This window comes from Flavobacterium sp. NLM, assembly GCF_002210235.1.
GTDB classification, from domain to species: domain Bacteria; phylum Bacteroidota; class Bacteroidia; order Flavobacteriales; family Flavobacteriaceae; genus Flavobacterium; species Flavobacterium panici.
Map to the genome: position 1 here is coordinate 228,268 of NZ_LIAC01000005.1, position 25,463 is coordinate 253,730.

The 25,463-nt window shown below is 33.0% G+C and carries 25 protein-coding genes; 17 read left to right on the top strand and 8 right to left on the bottom strand.

Going from position 1 to position 25,463, the window contains the following annotated elements:
- The 7 genes from APR43_RS08065 (at position 1) to APR43_RS08095 (ending at position 6,694) form a co-directional block, all read left to right on the top strand.
- Positions 1-2,574, top strand: a complete 2,574-nt coding sequence (locus tag APR43_RS08065; protein ID WP_082356339.1) for a BamA/TamA family outer membrane protein — start codon at positions 1-3, stop codon at positions 2,572-2,574.
- A 60-nt stretch (positions 2,575-2,634) separates the two neighbouring features.
- Complete coding sequence (gene fbaA, locus APR43_RS08070) at positions 2,635-3,702, top strand: class II fructose-bisphosphate aldolase (protein ID WP_035645669.1); 1,068 nt, start codon at positions 2,635-2,637, stop codon at positions 3,700-3,702.
- A gap of 86 nt (positions 3,703-3,788) precedes the next feature.
- A complete protein-coding gene (accD, locus tag APR43_RS08075) occupies positions 3,789-4,643 on the top strand; it encodes an acetyl-CoA carboxylase, carboxyltransferase subunit beta (RefSeq protein WP_026728501.1) in 855 nt (284 codons plus the stop codon).
- An 84-nt stretch (positions 4,644-4,727) separates the two neighbouring features.
- Entirely contained in the window at positions 4,728-5,342 is a 615-nt protein-coding gene (locus APR43_RS08080) for a hypothetical protein (protein WP_053470062.1), read from the top strand.
- 249 nt (positions 5,343-5,591) lie between these two features.
- On the top strand, positions 5,592-5,993 hold the full coding sequence (locus APR43_RS08085; RefSeq protein ID WP_053470061.1) for a helix-turn-helix transcriptional regulator: 402 nt from the start codon (positions 5,592-5,594) through the stop codon (positions 5,991-5,993).
- 90 nt (positions 5,994-6,083) lie between these two features.
- On the top strand, positions 6,084-6,386 hold the full coding sequence (locus APR43_RS08090) for a hypothetical protein (RefSeq protein ID WP_053470060.1): 303 nt from the start codon (positions 6,084-6,086) through the stop codon (positions 6,384-6,386).
- Between the two features lie 68 nt (positions 6,387-6,454).
- On the top strand, positions 6,455-6,694 hold the full coding sequence (locus APR43_RS08095; protein WP_053470059.1) for a hypothetical protein: 240 nt from the start codon (positions 6,455-6,457) through the stop codon (positions 6,692-6,694).
- Between the two features lies 1 nt (position 6,695).
- On the opposite strand, the gene APR43_RS08100 is transcribed toward APR43_RS08095, so the two are convergent.
- Both APR43_RS08100 and APR43_RS08105 read right to left on the bottom strand, forming a co-directional pair.
- Positions 6,696-7,583: a cupin-like domain-containing protein gene (locus APR43_RS08100; protein WP_053470058.1), complete on the bottom strand. Its 888-nt coding sequence runs from the start codon at positions 7,581-7,583 to the stop codon at positions 6,696-6,698.
- Between the two features lie 84 nt (positions 7,584-7,667).
- Positions 7,668-8,915 (bottom strand): ABC transporter permease, encoded by a 1,248-nt coding sequence (locus APR43_RS08105; protein WP_053470057.1) that lies wholly within the window; start codon positions 8,913-8,915, stop codon positions 7,668-7,670.
- A gap of 164 nt (positions 8,916-9,079) precedes the next feature.
- On the opposite strand from APR43_RS08105, the gene purH reads away from it, so the two are divergent.
- From purH to rodA, 6 genes are all read left to right on the top strand, one after another.
- Complete coding sequence (gene purH / locus APR43_RS08110; RefSeq protein WP_053470056.1) at positions 9,080-10,606, top strand: bifunctional phosphoribosylaminoimidazolecarboxamide formyltransferase/IMP cyclohydrolase; 1,527 nt, start codon at positions 9,080-9,082, stop codon at positions 10,604-10,606.
- Positions 10,607-10,663: 57 nt separating this feature from the next.
- Positions 10,664-11,692, top strand: a complete 1,029-nt coding sequence (locus tag APR43_RS08115; protein ID WP_007804822.1) for a rod shape-determining protein — start codon at positions 10,664-10,666, stop codon at positions 11,690-11,692.
- Between the two features lie 111 nt (positions 11,693-11,803).
- Positions 11,804-12,634, top strand: a complete 831-nt coding sequence (gene mreC / locus APR43_RS08120; RefSeq protein WP_053470055.1) for a rod shape-determining protein MreC — start codon at positions 11,804-11,806, stop codon at positions 12,632-12,634.
- Complete coding sequence (locus tag APR43_RS08125) at positions 12,627-13,133, top strand: hypothetical protein (RefSeq protein ID WP_053470054.1); 507 nt, start codon at positions 12,627-12,629, stop codon at positions 13,131-13,133. Before mreC ends, APR43_RS08125 begins: the two co-directional genes overlap by 8 nt.
- Positions 13,130-15,097, top strand: a complete 1,968-nt coding sequence (gene mrdA, locus APR43_RS08130; protein ID WP_053470053.1) for a penicillin-binding protein 2 — start codon at positions 13,130-13,132, stop codon at positions 15,095-15,097. Before APR43_RS08125 ends, mrdA begins: the two co-directional genes overlap by 4 nt.
- 11 nt (positions 15,098-15,108) lie before the next feature.
- Positions 15,109-16,344: a rod shape-determining protein RodA gene (gene rodA, locus APR43_RS08135; protein ID WP_053470052.1), complete on the top strand. Its 1,236-nt coding sequence runs from the start codon at positions 15,109-15,111 to the stop codon at positions 16,342-16,344.
- Positions 16,345-16,652: 308 nt separating this feature from the next.
- On the opposite strand, the gene APR43_RS08140 is transcribed toward rodA, so the two are convergent.
- The 6 genes from APR43_RS08140 to xrtF all read right to left on the bottom strand — a co-directional run bounded on the left by APR43_RS08140 (position 16,653) and on the right by xrtF (position 21,371).
- Positions 16,653-17,333, bottom strand: a complete 681-nt coding sequence (locus tag APR43_RS08140) for a DedA family protein (RefSeq protein WP_053470051.1) — start codon at positions 17,331-17,333, stop codon at positions 16,653-16,655.
- Between the two features lie 130 nt (positions 17,334-17,463).
- Positions 17,464-17,808 (bottom strand): heavy-metal-associated domain-containing protein, encoded by a 345-nt coding sequence (locus APR43_RS08145; protein ID WP_053470050.1) that lies wholly within the window; start codon positions 17,806-17,808, stop codon positions 17,464-17,466.
- A gap of 27 nt (positions 17,809-17,835) precedes the next feature.
- Complete coding sequence (locus tag APR43_RS08150; protein ID WP_053470049.1) at positions 17,836-19,842, bottom strand: TonB-dependent receptor plug domain-containing protein; 2,007 nt, start codon at positions 19,840-19,842, stop codon at positions 17,836-17,838.
- Between the two features lie 114 nt (positions 19,843-19,956).
- Positions 19,957-20,355, bottom strand: a complete 399-nt coding sequence (locus APR43_RS08155; protein ID WP_088636398.1) for an HYC_CC_PP family protein — start codon at positions 20,353-20,355, stop codon at positions 19,957-19,959.
- Positions 20,356-20,398: 43 nt separating this feature from the next.
- The gene (locus APR43_RS08160) at positions 20,399-20,845 is read right to left on the bottom strand and encodes an exosortase F system-associated membrane protein (protein WP_053470047.1); all 447 of its coding nucleotides are present in this window, start codon (positions 20,843-20,845) and stop codon (positions 20,399-20,401) included.
- Positions 20,835-21,371: an exosortase family protein XrtF gene (gene xrtF / locus APR43_RS08165; RefSeq protein WP_053470046.1), complete on the bottom strand. Its 537-nt coding sequence runs from the start codon at positions 21,369-21,371 to the stop codon at positions 20,835-20,837. Before xrtF ends, APR43_RS08160 begins: the two co-directional genes overlap by 11 nt.
- A 71-nt stretch (positions 21,372-21,442) precedes the next feature.
- Here xrtF and APR43_RS08170 point away from each other — a divergent pair, with 71 nt between their 5' ends.
- The 4 genes from APR43_RS08170 (at position 21,443) to APR43_RS08185 (ending at position 25,427) form a co-directional block, all read left to right on the top strand.
- Complete coding sequence (locus APR43_RS08170; RefSeq protein ID WP_053470045.1) at positions 21,443-21,898, top strand: GAF domain-containing protein; 456 nt, start codon at positions 21,443-21,445, stop codon at positions 21,896-21,898.
- Between the two features lie 35 nt (positions 21,899-21,933).
- Complete coding sequence (locus APR43_RS08175; RefSeq protein ID WP_053470044.1) at positions 21,934-22,629, top strand: hypothetical protein; 696 nt, start codon at positions 21,934-21,936, stop codon at positions 22,627-22,629.
- 217 nt (positions 22,630-22,846) lie between these two features.
- Positions 22,847-23,113: a 30S ribosomal protein S15 gene (rpsO, locus tag APR43_RS08180; RefSeq protein WP_007804772.1), complete on the top strand. Its 267-nt coding sequence runs from the start codon at positions 22,847-22,849 to the stop codon at positions 23,111-23,113.
- Positions 23,114-23,291: 178 nt separating this feature from the next.
- Positions 23,292-25,427: a polyribonucleotide nucleotidyltransferase gene (locus APR43_RS08185; protein WP_053470043.1), complete on the top strand. Its 2,136-nt coding sequence runs from the start codon at positions 23,292-23,294 to the stop codon at positions 25,425-25,427.
- Positions 25,428-25,463 lie beyond the last annotated feature (36 nt).

Here is a 25,463-nt window from a genome sequence, read left to right on the forward strand (position 1 = left end):
TTGAAAAATAATTCCACAAAAATAACAGCATTTATTCTAATAGCAATACTTATTTGCGCTTGTAATGCTGTAAAAAGAGTTCCGGATGGAAAAAATCTTCTCGTAAAAAATAATATTGTTGTAAACGGTAAAAATACAAACGATGAAAACGCGTCTAATCAATTGTACCAAAAACCAAACGGTACTTTATTAGGATACAAACTGCGTTTAAACTTATACAATCTGGCGAACTTAAATCCGGATTCGACTTATCAGGCAAAATTCAAAAATAATCCCGGATTATACGAACGTCAGGCAAAACTATTATCGGCCAAACAAGTTGACAGACTTGGTCAGTCTTTTTTATACAAAGGTATTCACGAGTTTTTAAAAAATACTGGAGAACCGCCTGTAATTATTGACACTGCCAGAACTAAAAAATCTTTGCAGCGTTTAAAATTCTACTATTTCAACAATGGATATTTTAATGTTTCAACAGATTATACTATTGACAGTATTGCCCGAAAAAAAGCACAGGTAAATTATAATATTACCACAGGACCGGGTTATATTTTGGATACAATTAGAACTAAAATCCTTACTCCTGCACTTGATTCCTTATATAAAACAAATACTGAACCTTCGTTTTTAAAATCGGGAAATCAATATAAAACTACTGATTTTGAGGAAGAAAAAAACCGTATTACAACTTATTACAGAAATCACGGTGCTTACTTTTTTCAGCCAACATATGTAACTTTTGATATTGATACAATTGGCAAAAAAAACAAGGCAGATGTAACTTTAATCATCAACAACAACAACATTCAGGAAAGAGATTCAAGCAGAACAGAGCCATTTAAACTATACAAAATCAGCGATGTAAACATTTATACTGATTACTCTCCTGCCAATTCAAAAAGTAAAATCAACGACAGTACAACGTACAACAACTTTAATTTATACAGTTATAAAAAACTAAAGTATAAACCTCGTGCCATAACAGATGCAATCTTTATTAATAAAGGAAGCACTTATTCTGACACAAGAACAACGCTTTCTTCCAGATATTTGAACAATCTTAAAATTTTCAATTATCCTTCTATACAATATGAAGTAGACAAACGCGATTCGACTGCACAGTCTTTAATTGCAAATGTGTATTTAACGCCGAGGAAAAAATACAGTTTTGGTGCAACTTTAGATGTAACACACTCTAATATTCAGGATTTTGGTATTGGAGCGAGTATTTCTCAAACTATTCGAAATGTATTCAACAGAGCTGAAACATTAGAAATTTCGGCAAGAGCTAATATTGGTTCTTCAAAAGACATGGCGAATCCAAACAATAACTTTTTCAATGTTTCGGAATACGGACTTGACTTAAAGCTTAATTTTCCAAGGATTTTACTTCCTTTCGGAACAGAGAAAATTATTCCGAAGAGGATGATTCCTTACACTTCGATTACATCGGGTTTTTCGAAACAGCAAAACATTGGTTTAGATAAGGAAAATTTTACCGGAGGAATCTCGTATAACTGGTCGCCTAAAAGATACAATACTGCTAAACTGGAGTTATTAAACGCTCAATATGTTCGAAATTTAAATCCGAACAATTACTTTAATGTTTATACTTCATCTTATGATGAATTAAATGGTATTGGTAAGGATTATAATACTGTTCCTACCAACTGGGGAGAAGAAGCAGAGCAACAAGCTCAAAAAAATCTAACGATCCCAACCGGAACTACAAATTTTACAAATGAGGTATTAACAGGTCAAACTGCATTAAAACCTGGAGACCCTCAATATAAAGATGTAGAAAGTATTGAAGAAAGAAGAGTTCGTTTGACCGAAAATGATTTTATTCTTGCCACAAGTTATACCTTTACGAAAACAACAAAAAAAGATCTTGCCGATAATACTTTTTATCAGTTTAAAACCAAAATAGAATCTGCAGGAACCTTATTATCTGCCATTTCAAGCATTGCAAAATTGGAAAAAAATGCAAATGGAAATTATTCGATTTTTAATTTAGAATATTCTGAATACTTAAAAACCGAATTTGATTATATCAAACACTGGGATTTCGGGAAAGAAAAAGTTTTGGCGGTTCGAAGCTTTTTTGGAATAGCTGTTCCGTTTGGAAATTCAAATTATATTCCGTTCTCACGAAGTTATTATTCTGGAGGATCAAATGATAATCGCGCATGGCAGCCCTACTCTCTTGGTCCCGGAAGTACAAATGCTTTAAACGATTTTAACGAGGCCAATATGAAAATTGCCTTAAGCGCTGAATTTCGTTTTAAGATTTTTGGAGATGTTAAAGGCGCACTCTTCGCAGACGCCGGAAATATCTGGAATGTGTTCGATAATGTGATTGACGACAAGGCAAGATTTAACAACTTAAACGATTTAGATGAAATTGCTTTAGGTTCAGGATTTGGTTTACGATACGATTTAAGCTTTTTTGTTATTCGTTTAGATTTAGGCTTCAAGACCTATAATCCGGCGCATGACGAGGGCGACAGATGGTTTAAAGAATACAATTTTGGGCACTCGGTTTTAAATTTTGGAATAAATTATCCTTTCTAATGCTAATTAATTCTTATTTTTGCAACCTAAAAACTAAAAACAACTATAAAAAAAATTACAATGGCACACAACATTAAACCAGGAGTAGCTACAGGAGATCAGGTTCAGGAGATTTTTAATTATGCAAAAGAAAAAGGTTTTGCTTTACCAGCAGTTAACGTAACTGGGTCAAGCACAATCAATGGAGTTCTTGAAACTGCAGCAAAACTAAATGCGCCAGTTATCATTCAATTTTCAAACGGAGGAGCACAATTTAACGCTGGAAAAGGTTTATCTAACGCAGGTGAAAAAGCAGCTATCGCTGGTGGTATCGCCGGAGCAAAACATATTCACACTTTGGCAGAGGCTTACGGAGCAACTGTAATTTTACATACTGACCACTGTGCAAAAAAATTATTACCTTGGATTGATGGTTTATTAGATGCTTCTGAAAAACATTTTGCAGAAACAGGAAAACCATTATTTAGTTCTCACATGATCGATTTGTCTGAGGAGCCAATCGAAGAGAACATTGAAATCTGTAAAGAATATTTGGCTAGAATGAGCAAAATGGGAATGACATTAGAAATCGAACTTGGTATTACAGGTGGTGAAGAAGATGGTGTTGACAACTCAGACGTAGACAGCTCAAAATTATACACTCAGCCAGAAGAAGTAGCTTATGCTTACGAAGAATTATCTAAAGTAAGTCCTAAATTTACAATTGCTGCTGCTTTTGGAAACGTTCACGGTGTTTACAAACCAGGAAACGTAAAATTAACTCCAAAAATCTTAAAAAATTCTCAGGATTTCGTTCAAAATAAATTCAACACAGGACACAATCCAGTTGATTTCGTTTTCCACGGAGGTTCAGGTTCTACACTTGAAGAAATCAGAGAAGGAATTAGCTACGGAGTTATCAAAATGAACATTGATACAGATTTACAGTTTGCATACACTGAAGGAATCCGTGATTATATGGTTAAAAATCTTGACTATTTAAAATCACAAATTGGTAACCCAGAAGGTGCTGATGCTCCAAACAAAAAATATTACGATCCAAGAAGATGGGTTCGTGAAAGCGAAGTGACATTCAACGCAAGACTTGAACAAGCTTTTGCAGATTTAAACAATGTGAATACACTATAATTTTAGATATCTGATTTTAGATTTTAGATTTCTTTTTTGGAATCTAAAATCTAAAGTCTAAAATCTTAAATCTTAAATTTTAAAAAATGGCTTGGTTTAAAAGACAGGAAAAAGGGATTACGACCGCGACAGAAGATAAGATGGACGTTCCGAAAGGATTGTGGTACAAATCTCCAACAGGAAAAATTATTGATGCAGACGAATTAGCAAGAAACTTATTCGTAAGCCCTGAAGATGATTTTCACGTTCGAATTGGAAGCGCAACCTATTTTGAAATTTTATTCGACAACAACGAATTTGTTGAGTTAGATAAAAACATGACATCAAAAGATCCTCTGCATTTTGTGGATACAAAAAAATATGCAGAAAGATTAAAAGATGTAATGGAAAAAACTCATCTTAAAGACGCTGTACGTACGGGAGTAGGAAAATCTAAAGGAAGAGAACTTGTAATTTGCTGTATGGATTTTGCCTTTATTGGCGGATCTATGGGAGCTGTTGTAGGTGAAAAAATTGCAAGAGGTATTGATCACGCGATCAAAAACAAACTGCCTTTTGTTATGATTTCTAAATCTGGTGGAGCTCGTATGATGGAAGCTGCTTATTCTTTAATGCAATTAGCAAAAACTTCTGTAAAACTAGCTCAATTAGCAGAAGCTAAATTACCTTATATCTCTCTTTGTACAGACCCAACAACGGGTGGAACAACTGCATCTTACGCAATGTTAGGAGATATCAATATCTCTGAGCCGGGCGCTTTGATTGGTTTTGCTGGTCCTCGTGTTGTTCGTGATACTACAGGAAAAGATTTACCAGAAGGTTTCCAAACTGCTGAGTTTCTTTTAGAGCACGGTTTCCTAGACTTTATCACGCCTAGAAAAGAATTAAAAGATAAGATCAATTTATATATCGATTTGATTCAGAATAATGATATTAGATAGTTTTCGAACTTCTAAAACATATAAAATCCCATTCGCTTCGGCTGATGGGATTTTTTTATATATTTAATTCAAATCTCATTCTTTATGGCTAGAATTTTTGTTGGTTTTATGATTTGTTTTCTTCTTTTAAATTGCAGTAAGAAACAAGATATAGAAAAAAATATTCCGTATATAATTTCTAAAGAAAGTAAAGGAAAAATTACTGGCAATGATACCATTCCTCCAACCCCTCCTATTCCCGGCTGGCTAGTGTACGGAACAAATACATTTATTATCAATACTGATTCTACAGCATACTACTTTCAAAATAAAGGAATAGGATTTATATGCGGAACACCAAATGCTGATACGATTCCTTATTTTATAAATTTACAACCCAAAGATTTAATTCAAATTTCAAATAAAAATCTCTATGAATTTATAAAATTGAATTATAAAGACAACTTTCGAAATGCAACTTTTATTGCATCAGAATCTGATACATTGAAATCGAAGATGTTTTTTGATTTATTTAAATCTTTAAATTATTTCAAAAGAGATCGAGATTTTATTGCCATCAGAAGAACAACTCAAGAAGAAGATACTGTTTTAAAATATAAGAGAGGTAACGAATCTTATTATCCCTCGGAACACATAAAATGGGATAAAACAAAAATTAAATTTCCCGAATTTGTCAAATTTGTAAAAAAACCTAAATAACATATACAGTTCCTACGGAACATCTAAATGTACCGTTTAATTTCGTTGCTACCGATATTTAATTCCTACGGAATTTTCCTGACTTGCGATTTTAATCTCAACTAATTAATACTTGTCTGAAAAATTGTATTTTTGTTTTGCAATAATAGTTTTATCCCAAGCGAACTATTAAAAAATGTATCTTACAGAAACAGACTTGTTTTTTACCAAAACCAATTTTTATTAAAGCATTATAAATATCTTTGAACAATGAGCACAGCAACAAAACCAAATCATATAGGACGAAAAATAAGCCGTATTCGTGAACTTAAAGATATGAAGCAGGAAGCTCTCGCTCAAGCTTTAGGAATATCACAACAAACTGTTTCTGCAATAGAAAACAGCGAAACTATAGAAGATACAAAACTTGCAGAAGTAGCAAAAGCACTTGGCGTTAGTGTTGAAGCAATAAAAAACTTTACCGAAGAAAATATGATTAATTATTTTAATAGTTTTTATGACAACAGCACCAGTACTGGAATAAATGGAATGTTCAATCCAACTCATTGCACATTCAATCCGCTAGATAAAGTAATTGAACTTTATGAGCGTATGCTTCACGCTGAAAAAGAAAAAGTTGAGTACTTAGAAAAATTATTAAAAGATAAATAAGGTTTCCAAAAACCTATTGAATTCTACATAAAAAATCCCAAGAAACAATTTCTTGGGATTTTTTATATCTTTATTTGAAATCCTATCGGCATGACAAGAATTCTAATTGGTTTTATTTTATGTATTCTCTTTTTGAATTGTGAAAAGAAAAAAGAAAATAAGGATATAAAAAGTAAAGATTACATCATTTCGTATGAAGATAAAAAACTTCAAAATTACATCGATTCTTTAAAGAAAAACAGAAGCGATTTTGTTGCATTCCCGAGAAAAGGTTTTTATAGTGAACATCAATTGATTATTGATGAAAATGGCAATCTTTACTTTTATCAGAAAGAATACTTTATAGGACTTTGCAGTTATGGTAGTAAAAATGATACTCTTCCACATTTTTAGGTTTAGAACCGAAAGACATTGTTAGAATCCCTCAAAAAAACTTAACTGATTTTCTTTCTGAAAACATATTGACTAAAGAAAAAAACAGACCAATTTTAATTATTGCTTCTCAAAAAGACACTATAAAAAACACTTCCTTTTTTGAGTTTTTAAACAAGAAAAATATCGGCACTTATATTATCCGAAGAACTACTCAAGAAGAAGATACTGTTTTAAAATATAAAAACAATGCCAACAAACATATTTACTATTATCCTGATTCAATCAAATGGGATCGAACTAAAATCAAGCTTCCGGTAAAAAACTAAATTAGCTCGCTTTTTTCAAATCCTTTTTCAATTCTTTCTCAGCAATTTTAAAAGCTAGTTTTTCACGCCATTTTGCATAACGTTCTCTAAAAACTATTTTCACCGCACTATCAACTGCTCCGTGCATAAATAAACTCCAAACGCTGGCCATTTTCCGAGTAATGGATGAATCCCAAGCGCGAAGACTTAAGGAAAATGAACCATCAATATAGCGCATCCAGTGCCACATTCCTGTTGGCATAAATAAAGTATCTCCATGTTCGAGAAAAACTTCGTAACCTTCAATACCTTTTAGGGCAGGGAATTTTTCAAAATCGGGATTGGCAACATCATAATCTTCTAAAGCGTAGGTGGTATTTGGAACGCAATAAAGTCTTTTTTTCCACCTGTTATCAAATAGTATAATATGTTTTCGGCCTCCAAAATGAGTATGAAAAAGATGCGGTAAATCGATATCATAATGTAAAAATGTGATAGCTTCTGAGCCTCCAAAAAACATGGCAGGCATGCTTTCTATAAAACCACCCATTAATTCTTTGGGTACTTTTACATCATTAACTAATTCGGGTCTGTGTTTGAAAAGATTGAAGAAAAAAATACGCAGCTGTGTTGGCTCTCTTTTTATTAAATCGAGATAATCGCCAAATTTCATACTGGCGATTGAAGCATTAATTATTTTGGCTGGATCTGCTTTAGAGTTGTCAACCAACTTTACTTCAATATCTCCTGCAATCTGCTTAAAATAATCCGTTGACCATTTATCTCTTGCAGGCCAGTCTTTTGTTAGTCCTTTTATAATTAAGGGTTTCCTTTTATCTAAATAGTTCTTTTTAAAATCACTCCTAGAAATAGATTCAACGGTATCAACATGTTTTAAAATAAAGCTCATTCGTTTAGTGATTTAAATTGTTTATTGAGAAAAACCTAACTGATTCTAATCTTCAAAAATCATATAGAAACAAAAAACAATATTTTACATCCCGGTTCTAATCGCTTCAACAGGATCTAAATTTGCAGCAGAAATTGCCGGAAGTATTCCCGAAATCAATCCAATAAGCGCAGCTAATCCTGTTCCTAAAAGAATATTTCCAATGCTTAAAACAAAATCAAAATCCAGGGCTTTTGTCAAAATAACGGCAATTCCCCAAACCATCAGTAAACCAATAATTCCGCCAATAACAGAAAGAATTATGGCTTCAAATAAAAACTGAAATAATATAAAACGATTCTTCGCCCCTAAAGATTTTTGAATTCCAATTAAATTCGTTCTTTCTTTTACAGAAACGAACATAATATTAGCAATCCCAAAACCGCCTACTAAAAGAGAAAAACCGCTGATAATCCATCCAACAACATTCATTTGACCTAAAATTCCGTCGATGAAATCAGTAAAACCAGAAAGTACATTTATAAAGAAATTATCCATTTCTCCTGCTTTCATTCCACGAATTGCTCTTAGCTTTTGTGCGACTTCTGCTTTGTAAGCATCCATATCGACACCTTTTGTTGGTTTTAAAACAATAACCGGAGTCATCGCGTCGCTGTCACCATACATTCGGCGTAAAAAGTTTGCCGGCAAATAAACTGATGTATCATTACTGTCTCCAAAAAAACCGGCACCTTGCTTGGCCATTACACCAATAACGATAAAACGCTGTCCGTAAAGACGAATATTTTTTCCTATTGGATCCATATTTCCAAAAAGACCTTGGGCAATTTCATATCCTAAAACAATAACAGCAGTTCCCGAATTTGATTCAGATTCATTGTAAAATCTTCCTTTATCAAAACTCAACCCGTCGATATCTACCATTTCAAATGAAGATGGAACTATATTGACATCAGCAACTGTTTTCGAATCGTATTTTAAAGTTTCATGATTTACAAAAAGCTGATAACCTACTTGGTCTGTATTATTCATTGAATTTTTCAAACCTATGTATTCATCATATTTTACATTTGGAAACTGTTCTCTCTTCCATTGTGGAATTTCAGAAGGCCCGAAGTTGAATTTCATTAAATAAATCGTATTTTTATCTAAGCTACTCAAATCTTTGGTGATTTTTTTGTCTAATGAATCAACAGCAGCCAGAACGGCAATTATTGAAAATATACCAATTGTAACACCTAACAATGATAATAAAGTACGCAGTTTATTATTTCGTAAAGCGTTTATTGCAAAGCTGAGACTTTCTTTTAACAATCTTAGATAAAGAAGCATATAATAGTATTTTTCAATAAAGTAAAATTCAATAATTTAAAAACAAAAACCTAATAAAAGTTAACTTACTCATCAGTAGATTTTTTTAAGAGAATGTTACATTAATTTCTTTTAAAATAATATATAAAAAACTACTTTTGCAGTCTGAAAATCATAACTACACAATGAGCACAACTAAAAAAATACAATCAGCGTTAATATCTGTTTTTTCGAAAGATGGATTAGAACCAATCGTTAGAAAATTACACGAACAAAACGTAACACTTTACTCTACAGGAGGAACAGAAGATTTCATTAAAAACCTTGGTATTCCGGTAGTTCCAGTTGAAGACATTACTTCTTTTCCTGAAATTCTTGGCGGAAGGGTAAAAACTTTACATCCTAAAATTTTTGGCGGAATTTTAAATCGTCAGGATAATGAAAGTGATGTTCAGCAAATGAAAGAATTTGATATTCCTCAGATTGATTTAGTAATTGTTGATTTGTATCCTTTTGAAAAAACAGTTGCTTCTGGTGCAAGCGAACAAGATATTATTGAAAAAATTGACATTGGCGGAATTTCTTTAATCCGTGCCGGTGCAAAAAACTTCAAAGACACTGTAATTGTTGCTTCTGTTAACGAATACAGCTTGCTTTTAGATTTGATTACGGAACAAAATGGTTCAACAACTCTTGAAAACAGAAGATTGTTAGCTACTAAAGCGTTCCACGTTTCTTCTCACTATGATGGCGCTATTTTTAACTATTTCAACACAGATGAAACGATCTACAAAGAAAGTATTGATAACGGACAAGTTTTAAGATATGGTGAAAATCCACATCAAAAAGGATTTTTCTTTGGAGATTTTGATGCTATGTTCAAAAAAGTTCACGGAAAAGAGTTATCTTACAACAACTTATTAGATGTTGACGCTGCAGTTAATTTAATTGCTGAATTTAAAACTGACGGACCAACATTTGCTATTTTAAAACATAACAATGCTTGTGGTTTAGCTTCAAGAAAAACAATCAGCGAAGCTTATTTAGCGGCTTTGGCTTGTGATCCTACATCTGCTTTTGGAGGTGTTTTGATTTCAAATACTAAAATTGACTTAGCTACAGCACAGGAAATCAATAAATTATTCTGCGAAGTTGTAATTGCTCCAAGTTATGATGATGAAGCAATTACTGTTTTACAAGAAAAGAAAAATAGAATTATTTTAGTTCAAAATGAAGTTGAATTACCATCTCGTCAAGTAAGAACTTGTCTTAATGGTTTGTTAATTCAGGACAGAAATAATATTACAGATAATAAAGAGCATTTAAAAACCGTTACAATAACAGAACCTACTGCTCAGGAGATCGAAGATTTGATCTTTGCATCAAAAATTTGCAAGAATACAAAATCAAATACCATTGTTTTTGCAAAAAACGGAACATTAATTTCATCTGGTACAGGTCAGACCTCAAGAGTTGATGCTTTAGTCCAAGCAGTTGACAAAGCAAAAGCTTTTGGATTTGATTTAACTGGAGCTTCAATGGCAAGTGATGCATTTTTCCCATTTCCGGATTGTGTAGAATTAGCTAAAAAAGCAGGAATAACCGCAGTAATTCAGCCGGGAGGTTCGATAAAAGATGAATTAAGCATAAATTATTGCAATGAAAATAATCTTGCAATGGTATTTACAGGAACACGTCATTTTAAACATTAATTTGTTTAACTTTGTTCGATAAATTATTTTATAACATTTTAAACCCCTAAAAAACTTATGGGATTTTTTGATTTCATGACCGAGGATATTGCGATAGACCTTGGTACCGCAAACACTTTAATCATTCATAATGATAAAGTTGTTATTGATAGTCCGTCAATCGTTGCACGTGATAGAATATCAGGCAAAATCATTGCTGTTGGTAAGGAAGCCAACATGATGCAAGGTAAAACGCATGAAAACATCAAGACCATAAGGCCTTTGAAAGATGGTGTAATTGCCGATTTTGATGCTTCGGAAAAAATGATCAATATGTTCATTAAAAGTATTCCTGCATTAAAAAAGAGAATGTTTACTCCTGCATTACGCATGGTAGTTTGTATTCCTTCTGGTATTACTGAGGTGGAGATGAGAGCGGTAAAAGAATCTTGTGAAAGAGTAAACGGAAAAGAAGTTTATTTGATTCACGAGCCTATGGCAGCCGCAATTGGTATTGGTATCGATATCATGCAGCCAAAAGGAAACATGATTGTTGATATTGGGGGTGGTACAACAGAAATTGCAGTTATCGCATTAGGCGGAATTGTTTGCGACAAATCTGTAAAAATTGCAGGGGACGTTTTCACAAACGATATCGTTTATTACATGCGTACACAGCACAACTTATTTGTTGGAGAAAGTACTGCTGAAAAAATTAAAATTCAAATTGGAGCGGCTATCGAAGATTTAGACGGACCGCCAGAAGATATGTCAGTTCAGGGTAGAGACTTACTTACAGGGAAACCAAAACAAGTTGATGTTTCTTACCGTGAAATTGCAAAAGCATTAGATAAATCTATTCAGCGTATTGAGGATGCCGTAATGGAAACATTATCTCAAACTCCTCCTGAGTTAGCTGCCGATATTTACAACACTGGTATTTATTTAGCTGGTGGAGGATCTATGTTAAGAGGTCTTGACAAACGTATTTCTCAAAAAACAGATTTACCAGTTTACATTGCTGAAGATCCGTTAAGAGCAGTTGTTCGCGGTACAGGAATGGCGCTTAAAAATATCGCAAAATTTAAAAGTATCTTAATCAAATAAGATTCAAAAATAACAATCAATATACTTTTATTAGGGTCAAATTTCTAATATTTGACCTTAATAAAATTTGAAACCCTAAAGCATACCTGAAACAAAATAACCAGACACGAAATGCAGCAAATTTTTAATTTCATTATAAGAAACAGTAATCGATTGCTGTTTTTGCTGCTTTTAGGTATTTCGTTGACTCTCACAATTCAATCGCACTCGTACCACAGAAGCAGAGTAATCAGTTCCGCAAATTTTTTGAGCGGAGGTGTTTATGAAAGAATCAATCATGTAAACGAATATTTGAATTTAAGAACTGAAAACGACGAACTTGTACTTGAAAACGCAAGGTTAAAAAGTCTTTTATTCAATAAAGAAGACACAACAAAAGCACCATTACCAGATAGCATTAAAGGAGTTAAACCTGCTGATATTATCGTTTCAAAAGTAATTCACAACTCTTACAATACGCACGAAAACTATATTACACTTAACTCTGGAAGTAAAGAAGGAGTTAAACAAGATATGGGTGTTATCAACAGCTTAGGAATTATTGGAGTTATCGACAATACTTCAACAAATTACTCAACTGTAGTGAGTATTTTGAATATGAAATCACAGATAAATGCTAAACTAAAAAAGACAAATCACTTTGGTTCTTTAACGTGGGACGGAAAAAGTACTGGATTTGTTCAGCTTGAAGATGTTCCAAGATTAGCCTCTGTAAGAAAAGGAGATACTATCGTTACCGGAGGACAATCTGTTATTTTCCCGGAAGGAATCAATATTGGTACTGTTGAAAATATATACAAAAAAGAAAACTCAAGTTTTTATGTTATAAAAGTTAAACTTTTTAACGATATGACAAACTTAGGCCACGTATATATTATCAAGAGTAAAGACAGAGAAGAACTTATTAATCTAGAAAACAAAAGCAAGGAAAAAAATGAGTAGCGCTTTGTTAGTAAATATTTTTCGATTTATTATGTTGCTGGCAATTCAGGTTGTTATTTTTAACAATATGAATTTTCTAGGATACATAAGTCCTTTTCCATATATTCTATACATTATTTTATATCCGGTAAACAGTAACAGAGCAGGGTTAATTATTTCCAGCTTTTTATTGGGATTAGTAATGGATATGTTTTGTAATTCTGGCGGAATTCACGCTACTGCTTGTGTTATTCTTGCTTACTATCGACCGTATATTTTTAAGTTTTCGTTCGGATTAAGCTATGAATACCAAACTATTAAACTGAACGAATCTTTAACCCCAGAACGGTTTTCATTTATATTAGTTTCTGTTTTATTACATCATATTGTTCTATTTACATTAACTGCTTTTGAGTTTAAGTTTATATTCGACATTTTACTGCGAACACTATTTAGCTCAATTTTTACAATAATCACTTCAATTATAATAATTTACATTATTAAGCCCAATAAACGATGAGAAAAGTTCTGCTGCCCTCTTTAATTATTATTGCAGCATCTTTGCTAGTGATTCGGATATTTTATCTGCAAATTGTAGATGATTCATTCAAATTGAAATCAGAAAATAATGCGATTAAGAAAGTCTATGACTATCCGGAACGCGGCTATATTTATGATAGAAATGGTAAACTATTAGTTGCCAATCAGGCTTCTTATGATATCATGGTAATTCCAAGAGATATTAAAGAAAACCTTAATGTTGCTGAATTCTGTGCCCTTTTAAATATTACACGAGAAGATTACGAAAAAAGAATTGCAAAGGCCAAAGTTTACAGCCCTAGGCTTCCATCTGTATTTTTATCTCAATTAAACAAAACCGAATTTGCTGCTTTTCAGGAGAAAATCAGAAAGTATGAAGGTTTCTATTTTCAAAAGCGTTCTCTTCGCGATTACGAAGTAGATTATGGTGCCAATATATTTGGGTTTATCACACAGGTAAACGAAAAACTGATTGCCAAAAATCCATATTACAATAGTGGAGATTTAATTGGAAAACAAGGTGTTGAAGAAAGTTACGAAGATATTTTGCGCGGAATTAAAGGTGTAAAATACATTCAAAAAGATAAATACAACCGAGAAATTGGTGCCTACAAAGAAGGAAAATACGATACTATTGCCGTTGCCGGAGAAGATATCAATTTAAGTATTGATGCTGAACTTCAAAAGTACGGAGAAGAGTTAATGATTAACAAACGAGGCGGAATTGTTGCTATTGAACCAAAATCTGGTGAAATATTAGCATTAGTTACAGCTCCTTCTTATGATCCCGGTATTTTGGTTGGAAGACAAAGATCTAAAAACTATACCCTGTTATATCATGATTCTATCGCAAAACCTTTATATGACCGCGGACTTTTAGCCGAGTATCCTCCGGGTTCTCCGTTTAAAATTCTAACAGGTTTAGTGGCGCTGCAAGAAGGTGTTATCAACGAACAGACTACTTTTATGTGTCATCATGGATTTAGTTATGGCGGCGGACGTTTTATGAAATGCCACGGTTTTGGACCTCATCAATTGCATAATGGTATTTATAATTCCTGCAACACTTACTTTGGACAGGCTTATATGTTAACGATTAACAAATATTCAGATCCTGGTAAAGCTGTTGATGTTTGGAGCGGTCACGTAAAAAGTTTTGGTTTAGGTCAATTTATGGGATATGATTTACCAACAGGTAAAAAAGGTAATATTCCAACATCAAAAACATATAAAAGAATTTATCCTAACGGAGGATGGCGAAGCTCAACTATTGTGTCAAATGCTATTGGACAGGGAGAGGTTTTAATGACCCCTATTCAGTTAGCAAATATGATGGCAACGGTTGCGAATCAGGGATATTATTATACGCCTCATATCATTAAAAAGATTGAGGGCAGAAAAATTGATCCTAAATTTACAGAAAGGCATACCACAACTATTGATCAAAAATATTTTCCACCGGTTATCAGCGGGTTATTTGATGTTTACAACAAAGGTACCGCTTACGCTCTTAGAGTAAACGGAATTGATATTTGCGGAAAAACAGGAACAGCTGAGAATTATGCCAAAATAAACGGCAAAAGAGAAAAGCTTAAAGATCACTCTATTTTTGTTGCTTTTGCACCAAAAGACAATCCGAAAATTGCAATTGCGGTTATGATTGAAAATGGAGGTTTTGGAGCAACTGTTGCGGGACCGATTGCCAGTTTGATGATCGAAAAATATCTAAGAAAGAAAATCACAAGAACTGATTTGGAAGTTCGTGTTTTAAATAAAAGTTTAGCGGCTGAATATGCTAAACTAGGCGGAATGAACGAGGCTAGCGCAATTGAGTCTACACCAAAAGATTCTGTTTTAAAAGCTAAGATTGTAGTTCCTAAAACGGTAACTACTCCAAAAACAGAAGCTAAAAAAACAATAATAGACACCACTAAAGAGAATTAAGATTATTTCAGATGAGAAATCAAAGTGTAAAAAATAACATTGACTGGATAAGTGTCTTTATCTACATTGCGCTGGTAACATTGGGGTGGCTGAATATTTATTCCTCTTCATTATTATCAACCGATGGAACATATCAAAAACAATTAATTTTTATTGGATGTACAATTCCACTAATTTTTGTTGTGTTATTTGTTGATGGAAAATTTTACGAAAAATACGCCAGTATTATTTTTGGTGTGGCATTATTGTCTTTAGCCGGATTGTTTCTCTTTGGAAAAACGATTGCTGGTCAGCGATGCTGGTACGCTATAGGAAGTTTCACGCTTCAGCCGTCAGAGTTTGCAAAAGCCGCTACATCATTGGCATTAGCCAAATATTTAAGTGATACGCAAATTAACCTTAAAGAAACAAACAGGCAATTACAGGCTTTGGCAATTGTATTTTTGCCCGTAATGCTTATTTTACCACAGCCCGATCCGGGAAGTGCATTAATCTACAGCGTTTTTATTCTTGTTTTATTTAGAGAAGGATTACCCTCTTGGTACGTTTGGACTGGTTTTATTACCATTTTATTATTTGTATTAACGCTTATTTTAGAACCTTATGTTGTTATTTTAATTGCACTGGGTGTTCTAATTATTATACATTTTAAAGGAAGAGCCGTTGATAGAAATCTCCTTTTAAGTGCCATTTTATTGGTACTGATTTCTGGATTTGTTCTTTCTGTTGATTATGTATTCGATAATGTATTTAAACAGCACCATAGAGATCGTTTTAATATTCTTTTAGGAAAAAGCGTTGACATGAAAGGTATTGGTTATAATACTAATCAATCTGAAATTGCTATTGGATCTGGTGGATGGCTTGGAAAAGGCTTTTTAGAAGGAACTCAAACTAAAGGCGGATTCGTTCCAGAACAACATACGGATTATATTTTTACAACTGTTGGCGAAGAATGGGGATTTACAGGTTCTCTGGTTGTTATTTTACTTTTTACAGGTTTATTCCTGAGAGTAATTTATTTGGCAGAAAGGCAAAAAACTAAATTCAGTCGGGTTTACGGTTATTGCGTCGCCGGAATTTTGTTTATACACTTCTTTGTAAACATTGCCATGGTTATTGGTATTTTCCCAACAATTGGAGTACCTCTGCCCTTCTTTTCTTATGGAGGTTCGGGACTTTGGGGATTCACTATTTTATTGTTTATCTTCTTAAAAATGGATGCCAATAAGGTTAATGAGTGGTAGGGTTTTAAATTTTAAATTCTAATTTTTAAATTCCAAATTCCAATTGTAGAGATTTTTACCTTTGCATTGGATAACAACATAAAAACATTCTGTAAACATAGCCCAGCCCACGGTTTCAACCGTGGGAAAAGAATGGAATACAAATCATAACATGCGATTACATATATTGCGTCCCACGGTTGAAACCGCGGGCTATATTTAAAATGCAGTATAATTAATTTGCTATTTGAATGAATCATCTAAACAATAGAAAATAAAAAAGTCCGAAGATTTTTAAAACTTCGGACTTTTTTTATTTTATTCTTTAATTATATTTCTTCGCTTGGTCTCTTTTTTAAAAGTTTCAATAGAACAGGGAATGTAGAAATTATAACGATGATTATAATGATGTATTCGATGTGTTCTTTTAAATCAATTCCTTTTTTCAAAAAGACACCATACAAATAATGTCCGGCAAAGATTAAAATGAAGGACCACAAGAAAGAACTTAAGATGTTATAAAACATAAATTTCTTTTTATCCATAGAAACTATTCCGGCAATGATTGGCGCGAAAGTTCTAAAGATTGGCAGGAAACGTGCGTAAATGATTGCTTTTCCACCGTATTTTTCAAAGAAATCTTTTGACTGCAAAAGGTATTTTTTCTTAAACCAAAATGTATCTTCTTTTTTGAATAAATAATAACCGCTTTTTGCTCCAAACCAATAACCAGTCATATTTCCAAAAACGCCCATTACGGCTACAGCTGTCGAAAGCAAAAATACATTGATAAAATCTCCCGGAATATAAACAACATTTTGAATTAAGTCGCGGCTATAAATTCCAGCTAGAAAAAGCAAACTGTCTCCTGGAAGAAAAAAACCTGCAAAAAGTCCTGTTTCAGCAAAAACTATAAACAGAACAATAAATAACCCAATCTCAAAACCTCCGATACTTAAAGTTATATAGAATTCAGGGTTTAGTAACTGGGTCCACTCAAAATTATTCATAAAACGAATTTGGTTATACTTATAAGTTTGTGAAATTAACAATTATTTACCTTAACCACAATTAAAAGCCATATTTTAAAGATAAATTAACTATATAAAAAAGCCCGAAGATTAACTCGGGCTTTTAAAATTATTTTTCTCTCTCGTACTTACAGCAAGAATGGAGATTTTCATAATCAGCATCTGCGGCTTTTACTTCTTTTGTATCATGTCCTACTTTTGCAATTGCGGCATTCAAATCCTGTGGAGAAGATTTTTCTTCGTTTAAAATCACAGTAAGCTGATGCGTACTAATATCCCAGGAAGCCGTTTTTACACCCGGAACTCCAAATGCAGCTTTTTCAATTCGTTTTTTGCATTGTTCACAGTTTCCGTTAACTTCTACAGTATATTTTAAATTCTTATTTTTTTTAGTCTGCGCCTGAGCCGAAAATCCTAAAAAAGTTATCATTGCTATTAAAATCAAATTTTTCATTGTCTATTATTTAATGTTATAAATTTATTATTTTATTTTAAATCGTAATCCGGCATAATACATTTGCCCAAAAATTGGCGCATACGCAACCGAAGCATCAAAATTTGGTCCGAAAGGATCATTTGCTCCTAAAATCGCTTTTTGCTGTTTGTAATTTCCAATATTTTCACCTCCTATATATACCTCAAAAACTGACGAGAAAACCCTTGTAACCTGAGCATTCATAACAGCATACGAAGGCGAGAAATCAGGAAACTGGTCTTCAGCAGGATTCGTAGCTGTGTACGGAAGCTGTTGTTTTCCAGACCAATTAAAAGTATAATCAAACTTCCATTGTTTATCATTGTTCAACGTTGTTTCGTATTCTAAATTTCCAAGAAAACGATGTTTCGCCTGCAGCGGACGTTGAAAAGTCCCTCTTAAATAATCGGTTTGAATGTCATAGTATTTATAAGCTGTTCTTAAATTTAAGTTGTGAATTAACTCGTAATTGAATTCTACCTGAATACTATTCGCAAAAGAATTTCCTTTTAAATTATAAAACAAAACCTCTTGCGGACTCTGCATTAAATCTACAACGGCCTGATTTTGAAAATCGGTTCTGTAGATATCAAATCCGGCATCGGCATTTTTACCGAAAAGTTTAAATTTCTGCGAAAAACTAACTCCGTAATTCCATGCAATTTCGGGATTTAAACCATAAATTTTTCCGCTGTTGTCTAAAATTGAAAAGGTTCTTGAACTTGCAAAAAGCTGCTGATTCTCTGCAAAAATATTCGCCGATCGCTTTCCTCTTCCGGCAGAAAAACGAATTACTCCATTTTTCCAAGGATTGTATCTAACATGAAGTCTTGGTGTAGCAAAAAAGCCTAAACGGTTATGATTGTCCACTCTACCTCCTAAAATTATGCTGAAGTTATCGGTGTTATCATACGTATATTCAAAAAATGCTCCGACCGAATTATCGATTCGGCTGTAATCTGTAACATTTACAAATTCCTGATATTGATCGTATGAAAAATTTAAACCAGTTGTAAATTTATGCTTCGTATTATTAATAATCGAATTGAAAATTAAATTCGAATAAAAACTATTCTGTTTAATATCATATTGATTTAAACCAAAATACGAATCCTGTTTATGGCTGTTGAAAGCATTTTGAAATCCGATGCTTTGATAAGGCATATCTTTAAAAACATAACCTATTTTTGTAGACACATCAAAACGTTCTGTATTGATTTCTGAACCCCAATGATTTGTAGTTCCGCGATCGCGGTCTTTATCAAAATCAACTTCTCCAGTTTGCTTTTTATCATTCATATATCTGAAATTGATAAAACTTACCAAACCACTTTCGGGATCATAATATTGATAACGATTTAAAACATTGATTTGTTTTCCTAACGGATTATCTAAAAAACCGTCATCGTTCATGTCATTTTTAGCCACACGAGTATTTCCGTGAACAAATAAACTTGTTGCCCATTTATCAGAAAGCTTTTTATTAAAATGGGTATTCAATTCAAATCTTGAATCGGTTGAACCGTAGGCATTCAGGAAAAACGGAATGTCACTTAATGGCTTTAAAAGTTCGGTATTTATTTGCCCCGAAATACTCTCGTAACCATTAATAACGCTTCCGGCACCTTTGGTAATTTGAACACTTTCGATCCAGGTTCCGGGCGTAAAAGATAAACCGTAAGCTTGTGACGCTCCGCGAACCGAAGGAATATTTTCTTCGGTAATCATTAAATACGGACTTGTTAAACCCAGCATTTTGATTTGTTTCGTTCCTGTTAAAGCATCAGAAAAATTGACATCAATTGATGGATTTGTCTCAAAACTTTCGGCAAGATTACAACATGCAGCTTTTAAGAGTTCTTTACTCGTAATTAAAGATGTGTTTGCGGTAACGGTATAGGATTTTGTAATTCCTTTTTGCTTTTTTTTGACTTTTACTTCCTCTAAATTTTCTTGTGAGAACACAGAAACCGAAAGTAAAAACATCGCAAAAAGCATGATATTTTTTGGCATAAAAAAAGATTTTAATGTTATTTAGAAATTCTGTTTTTAAGTTTCTCTAGAATAAGAAACACTAAAACATTCATTGCAAGCCATAGAAAGAAGGCTTGATTCTAAACATTAAAATCAGGAATAAAAAATGTATTGATTGTATAATTTGAATAAGGGAGGCGCATTCGCATCAGAATAATACGAAATAACCTGATTGTTTTTGAAGTTTGGAATAGATAAAAACGCAATTGGTTTGTATTCCTGAATTACAGCCGGAAAAGCAAGCTGGAAAAAGAAAACCTTAAAAGTTGCATCGCTTGATTTTTTTTCAAATTTTACAACTTTGTCCTTGCAACAAGATGATTTTTTTTCTTTTTCACCACAGCATTTTTTCTCTGGTGATGCCGAAGCTGAAGTATTTAAAGAAACGGAAGCTATTTTTCCTCCGCAGTAATGCACATCAAAAGCAAACCCAATGTTGGAAACCAAAAATAGGAACGCTAAAAATAAAACTGTGCACTTTTTTCTCATAATGCAAAAGTATTTAAAAAGAGTCAGATAAAATTTAAATGAAATGTTATTTTTTTAGATTTTGAAGCTGATAGTAAAATGCCGGAATAAACAAAAGTACAAATATAGGCTGAATGATAAATCTTCGAACATAAAACAAGAGCCAGCTTTTCTCCGGAAAATATTCGACAATTATAAAAAACATTGCGAAAAGAACGACTGAAAAAAATGCGTATAAAATGGAACTGAAAATTAAAATTCCTTTGTCTCTAAAAAGGGTATAAATTAGAATAAGTGATAGCACAGTGTTTAAAACAAACCGAAGTAAAAGGTTCAGGAATAGTTTTAGCGAATCGAATTCTGGCAATTTTATATTATTAAAATCCTTTTCAAAATAATCTAAGAAGGGATCATAAAAGAGCATAATTTCAAAAGCCCGAATAATTCCAAAACAAAAAACAACAAGTATCGAAATGAAAATTTTCGTTTTTTCTTCTCTTATTTTATTTAGCATACTTCGAAAATTTATTAACCCAGATAATCCATAGAATAAAAACGGTTCCGTAAATAATTAACGGAAAAAGAACGCCGTGCAAAAGATGATTTTTTTCAGGAAAATGAAATAACAAGATTGTCAATAAGGCAATTCGGGCAATATTTAAAAGGTAAATAAACACAATCCCGAAAAGGATATAATATAAGGTAACTTTAAATTTCCCCGAAAAAGCGAGCACGAAAGCAATAAATAAGATAATAACGCTTACAGCATTGCAGCCTTCTATAATTCGAACGATATAATGATTGTTATATAAAACTTCTAACCAGGAACCGGAAAGGCTTTTTTGAACTTTTATATCAAAATTAAAAGCATGAAGCAACTGCTCAACATTGCGGCCAACCAAATTTGTAATTCCGTCGACTTCATCAGCTTTAAAACTGTTCAAATAAAATTTATATAATAGCGTTAATGCAATATAAGCTGCAAAAAAAGTACCTATAAAAATTAAAAACGGCTTGAATTGGGCTAGATATTTTTTCAACAGATTTTTTTTTCAAATTTATGTATTTTTTGAGTTCAGCTTTAAATACTTTTGTATAAAATTTTCAAATCATGACATTTCAAGAATTACAACCAAAAATAAGCGCTATAGTATCTGATAATAATAAAGTTAGAGACGAAAAACTATTAGCTGTCTGCCAATTATTAAACGAAAATGTAGAATATTACAACTGGGTTGGTTTTTATTTTGCAAATCACGAAAACAAAACACTTCATTTAGGCCCTTATGTAGGTGCAGAAACTGATCATACTGTTATTCCTTTTGGAAAAGGAATTTGCGGACAAGTTGCCGAAAGCAATGCAAATTTTGTTGTGCCAGATGTAAAAGCACAAGACAATTATATTGCCTGCAGTTTAACTGTGAAATCAGAAATCGTTGTTCCACTTTTTGTAAATGGAATAAACATTGGTCAAATTGATATTGACAGCCACGTAATTGATCCTTTTACAGAAGCTGACGAAAGATTTTTGGAGTTTGTTAATCAAGAAGTTGCTAAGTTATTTTAGAAGAGCTATTTTTAATGTATAAAAAATAGTGCTGAATGAAAAAAAATGTATTCATCATATTTCTTCTTATAAGTTCAGTCAATCTATTTGGGCAGATTAATGTTGTTTCAAAGAAAATTTTCCTTGACTCATTAAATCGTGAAGCTACTCCCGAAAACTATGTCTATACCAGAGTAATTACTAATTATTCTCAAAAAAGCGCACGTTACGTTGTAACCGATTTTTACAAAAACGGAAGAAAGAAAATGACGGGCTGTACTTTAGACAGAGACATTTTAAAAAAGGATGGCGAGTTTATTTGTTATTTCAAAAATGGATCTAAAGAATCTGTTGTAAATTATTCTGACGATCATAAAGTAGGCAAAGAGATTAATTGGTACGAAAATCAAAGTAAAAAATCCGAGAAACAGAATTCGTGGAATGCTAAAACCAAAACAGCTCAAACTTTAATTCTTAATTTTTGGGATGAAAATAAAAATCAAACCGTAGTTGATGGAAATGGAGAATATGAAGAAACCGATAAGTTTGTAACTCAAAAAGGAATTATCAAAAACGGTTTAAAACAAGGTGTCTGGGTTGGAAATGATGCTTTACGTAAAATTTCATTTACAGACAATTACGATCAGGGAGTTTTAATTTCAGGAACAAGCATAGACGAAAACAATGTAAAACTTTCTTATTCCTCTTTAAACGAGAAACAAACGGGTAAAAAAGTTGCAAAATCAAAATAGGTTTTAGTTTGTTAATTAGTCTTCAAACGAATGACAAATAGCTGAATTTAAAATCAAACTAGTTCAAAATCAACAAAAAAGGATTATTTTTACCTGAATTTGATTAATTATTAAAATTTTCAAAGTTTAAATTTATTTTTTCGGAAAAAAGATGTAATTTTGCACCCGTCTTACAAAGGATGTATGACATACATAAAAATCATTAAATAATATTGGAATGTATTTAACTAAAGAAAAGAAAGAAGAGATTTTCGCACAACACGGTGGTGCAACAAACACTGGAAGCGCAGAAGGTCAAATTGCATTGTTCACTTACAGAATTTCTCACTTAACTGAACACTTGAAAAAAAATCGTCACGATTACAACACTGAGCGTTCTCTTGTACTATTAGTAGGTAAAAGAAGAGCTTTGTTGGATTACTTGAAAAAGAAAGAGATCAACAGATATCGTGAGATTATCAAAGTATTGAATATCAGAAAATAATCAATATAGAAAAGAGGTGCGAAAGTGCCTCTTTTTGTTTTTACATATTGTATTTAATTACAAGCATATTACAAGAAAAAAAGTTTGGTTTTTCATTGGGTTTTAGACAACAACAACTACACACAACAACACTACAACACAACTAAAACCCATTGTATAATCAATAAGGAAAAAATTTATGATTCCACAATTATTTGTAGAAAAGATCGATTTAGGTGATGGCAGAAGCATCACAATCGAGACAGGACGTCTAGCTAAACAAGCAGATGGTTCTGTAGTAGTAAGAATGGGCGACACAATGATTCTTGCAACAGCAGTTTCAGCTCGCACATCAAACCCAGGCGTTGATTTTTTACCGTTAACGGTAGATTACCGCGAAAAATTCGCAGCAGCAGGTCGTTTCCCGGGAGGTTTCTTTAAAAGAGAAGCACGTCCAAGCGACAGCGAAGTATTAACAATGAGATTAGTTGACCGTGTTTTACGTCCGCTTTTCCCAGATGATTACCATGCTGAAACACAAGTTATGATTCAGTTAATGTCTCATGACGAAGAAGTTATGCCAGACGCTTTAGCTGGTTTAGCTGCATCTGCAGCATTAGCAGTTTCAGACATTCCATTTTACAACTTAATTTCTGAAGTACGTGTTGCACGTATCGACGGAAAATTTGTGATCAACCCAAGCAGAGTAGATTTAGAAAAATCTGACATCGATATGATGATTGGAGCTTCTATGGATTCTGTTGCCATGGTTGAAGGTGAGATGAAAGAAATTTCAGAAGCTGAAATGGTTGAAGCAATTAAATTTGCTCACGAGGCTATTAAAGTTCAAATTCAGGCACAATTACGTTTACAGGCTGCTTTTGGTAAAAAAGAAATTCGTACTTACGAAGGTGAGAAAGAAAACGAAGAAATCTATAAAAAAGTAAAAGTTGCTGCATACGATAAAATTTATGCTATTGCAAAAGTTGGTTCGGCTAAACACGAAAGAGGTGCTGCATTTGCTGAAGTAAAAGAAGAAGTTAAAGCTTTATTTACTGAAGAAGAATTAGCTGCTGACGGCGATTTAGTTTCTAAATATTTCTACAAAACAAACAAAGAAGCTGTTCGTAATGTAGTATTAGAATTAGGTGTTCGTTTAGATGGTAGAAAAACTACAGATATCAGACCAATTTGGTGTGAAACTGATTATTTACCAAGAGTTCACGGTTCGTCTTTATTTACTCGTGGAGAAACTCAGGCTTTGGCTACTGTAACTTTAGGAACATCCAGAGAAGCAAACCAAATCGATTCTCCATCAGAACAAGGTGAAGAGAAATTCTACTTACACTATAACTTCCCTCCTTTCTCAACTGGTGAAGCAAAACCATTAAGAGGAACTTCAAGAAGAGAAGTTGGTCACGGTAACTTAGCTCAAAGAGCTTTAAAAAATATGATTCCTGCTGATTGTCCTTATACAATTCGTGTTGTTTCTGAAGTTTTAGAATCTAACGGTTCTTCTTCTATGGCAACAGTTTGTGCCGGAACAATGGCTTTAATGGATGCTGGAGTTCAAATGGTAAAACCAGTTTCTGGAATTGCTATGGGATTGATTACTGACGGAGAGAAATTTGCTGTATTGTCTGATATTTTAGGTGATGAAGATCACTTAGGAGATATGGACTTTAAAGTAACCGGAACTGCTGATGGTATTACAGCTTGTCAAATGGATATTAAAATTGATGGTTTACGTTACGACATTATGGAGCAAGCTTTAGGGCAAGCGCGTGAAGGACGTTTACACATTTTAGGAAAATTGACTGAGACTATCGCTGCTCCAAGAGCTGACGTAAAAGCTCATGCACCAAAAATTATTACCAGAACTATTCCTGGAAACTTTATTGGAGCATTAATTGGACCTGGTGGAAAAGTAATTCAGGAATTACAAAAAGCTACTGGAACTACTATCGTAATCAACGAAGTTGATGAGCAAGGTGTTATCGAAATCTTAGGTACAGATCCTGCCGGAATTGAAGCGGTATTAGCAAAAATTGCTTCTATCACTTTCAAACCAGTATTAGGAGAAGCTTACGAAGTGAAAGTAATCAAAATGCTTGATTTTGGAGCTGTTGTAGAATATACTGCTGCGCCAGGAAACGAGGTATTACTTCACGTATCTGAACTTGCTTGGGAGCGTACTGAAAACGTTGCCGATGTAGTTAATATGGGAGATGTGTTCCAAGTGAAATACTTAGGAGTTGACCCTAAAACTAAAAAAGAAAAAGTGTCTAAAAAAGCACTTGTTCCAAGACCTCCACGTGAGGACAAAAAAGAGTAATCAGATCTTAGTTTACTAAAGGTTTATTCATAGAAA

What these genes read in the sequence shown, in the direction of transcription:
- fbaA (WP_035645669.1), top strand. Translation starts at nt 2,635, where the DNA reads ATGGCACACAACATTAAACCAGGAGTAGCTACAGGAGATCAGGTTCAG.
- accD (WP_026728501.1), top strand. Translation starts at nt 3,789, where the DNA reads ATGGCTTGGTTTAAAAGACAGGAAAAAGGGATTACGACCGCGACAGAA.
- APR43_RS08080 (WP_053470062.1), top strand. Translation starts at nt 4,728, where the DNA reads ATGGCTAGAATTTTTGTTGGTTTTATGATTTGTTTTCTTCTTTTAAAT.
- APR43_RS08085 (WP_053470061.1), top strand. Translation starts at nt 5,592, where the DNA reads ATGAGCACAGCAACAAAACCAAATCATATAGGACGAAAAATAAGCCGT.
- APR43_RS08090 (WP_053470060.1), top strand. Translation starts at nt 6,084, where the DNA reads ATGACAAGAATTCTAATTGGTTTTATTTTATGTATTCTCTTTTTGAAT.
- APR43_RS08100 (WP_053470058.1), bottom strand. Translation starts at nt 7,583, where the DNA reads ATGAGCTTTATTTTAAAACATGTTGATACCGTTGAATCTATTTCTAGG.
- APR43_RS08105 (WP_053470057.1), bottom strand. Translation starts at nt 8,915, where the DNA reads ATGCTTCTTTATCTAAGATTGTTAAAAGAAAGTCTCAGCTTTGCAATA.
- purH (WP_053470056.1), top strand. Translation starts at nt 9,080, where the DNA reads ATGAGCACAACTAAAAAAATACAATCAGCGTTAATATCTGTTTTTTCG.
- APR43_RS08115 (WP_007804822.1), top strand. Translation starts at nt 10,664, where the DNA reads ATGGGATTTTTTGATTTCATGACCGAGGATATTGCGATAGACCTTGGT.
- mreC (WP_053470055.1), top strand. Translation starts at nt 11,804, where the DNA reads ATGCAGCAAATTTTTAATTTCATTATAAGAAACAGTAATCGATTGCTG.
- APR43_RS08125 (WP_053470054.1), top strand. Translation starts at nt 12,627, where the DNA reads ATGAGTAGCGCTTTGTTAGTAAATATTTTTCGATTTATTATGTTGCTG.
- mrdA (WP_053470053.1), top strand. Translation starts at nt 13,130, where the DNA reads ATGAGAAAAGTTCTGCTGCCCTCTTTAATTATTATTGCAGCATCTTTG.
- rodA (WP_053470052.1), top strand. Translation starts at nt 15,109, where the DNA reads ATGAGAAATCAAAGTGTAAAAAATAACATTGACTGGATAAGTGTCTTT.
- APR43_RS08140 (WP_053470051.1), bottom strand. Translation starts at nt 17,333, where the DNA reads ATGAATAATTTTGAGTGGACCCAGTTACTAAACCCTGAATTCTATATA.
- APR43_RS08145 (WP_053470050.1), bottom strand. Translation starts at nt 17,808, where the DNA reads ATGAAAAATTTGATTTTAATAGCAATGATAACTTTTTTAGGATTTTCG.
- APR43_RS08150 (WP_053470049.1), bottom strand. Translation starts at nt 19,842, where the DNA reads ATGCCAAAAAATATCATGCTTTTTGCGATGTTTTTACTTTCGGTTTCT.
- APR43_RS08160 (WP_053470047.1), bottom strand. Translation starts at nt 20,845, where the DNA reads ATGCTAAATAAAATAAGAGAAGAAAAAACGAAAATTTTCATTTCGATA.
- APR43_RS08170 (WP_053470045.1), top strand. Translation starts at nt 21,443, where the DNA reads ATGACATTTCAAGAATTACAACCAAAAATAAGCGCTATAGTATCTGAT.
- APR43_RS08175 (WP_053470044.1), top strand. Translation starts at nt 21,934, where the DNA reads ATGAAAAAAAATGTATTCATCATATTTCTTCTTATAAGTTCAGTCAAT.
- rpsO (WP_007804772.1), top strand. Translation starts at nt 22,847, where the DNA reads ATGTATTTAACTAAAGAAAAGAAAGAAGAGATTTTCGCACAACACGGT.
- APR43_RS08185 (WP_053470043.1), top strand. Translation starts at nt 23,292, where the DNA reads ATGATTCCACAATTATTTGTAGAAAAGATCGATTTAGGTGATGGCAGA.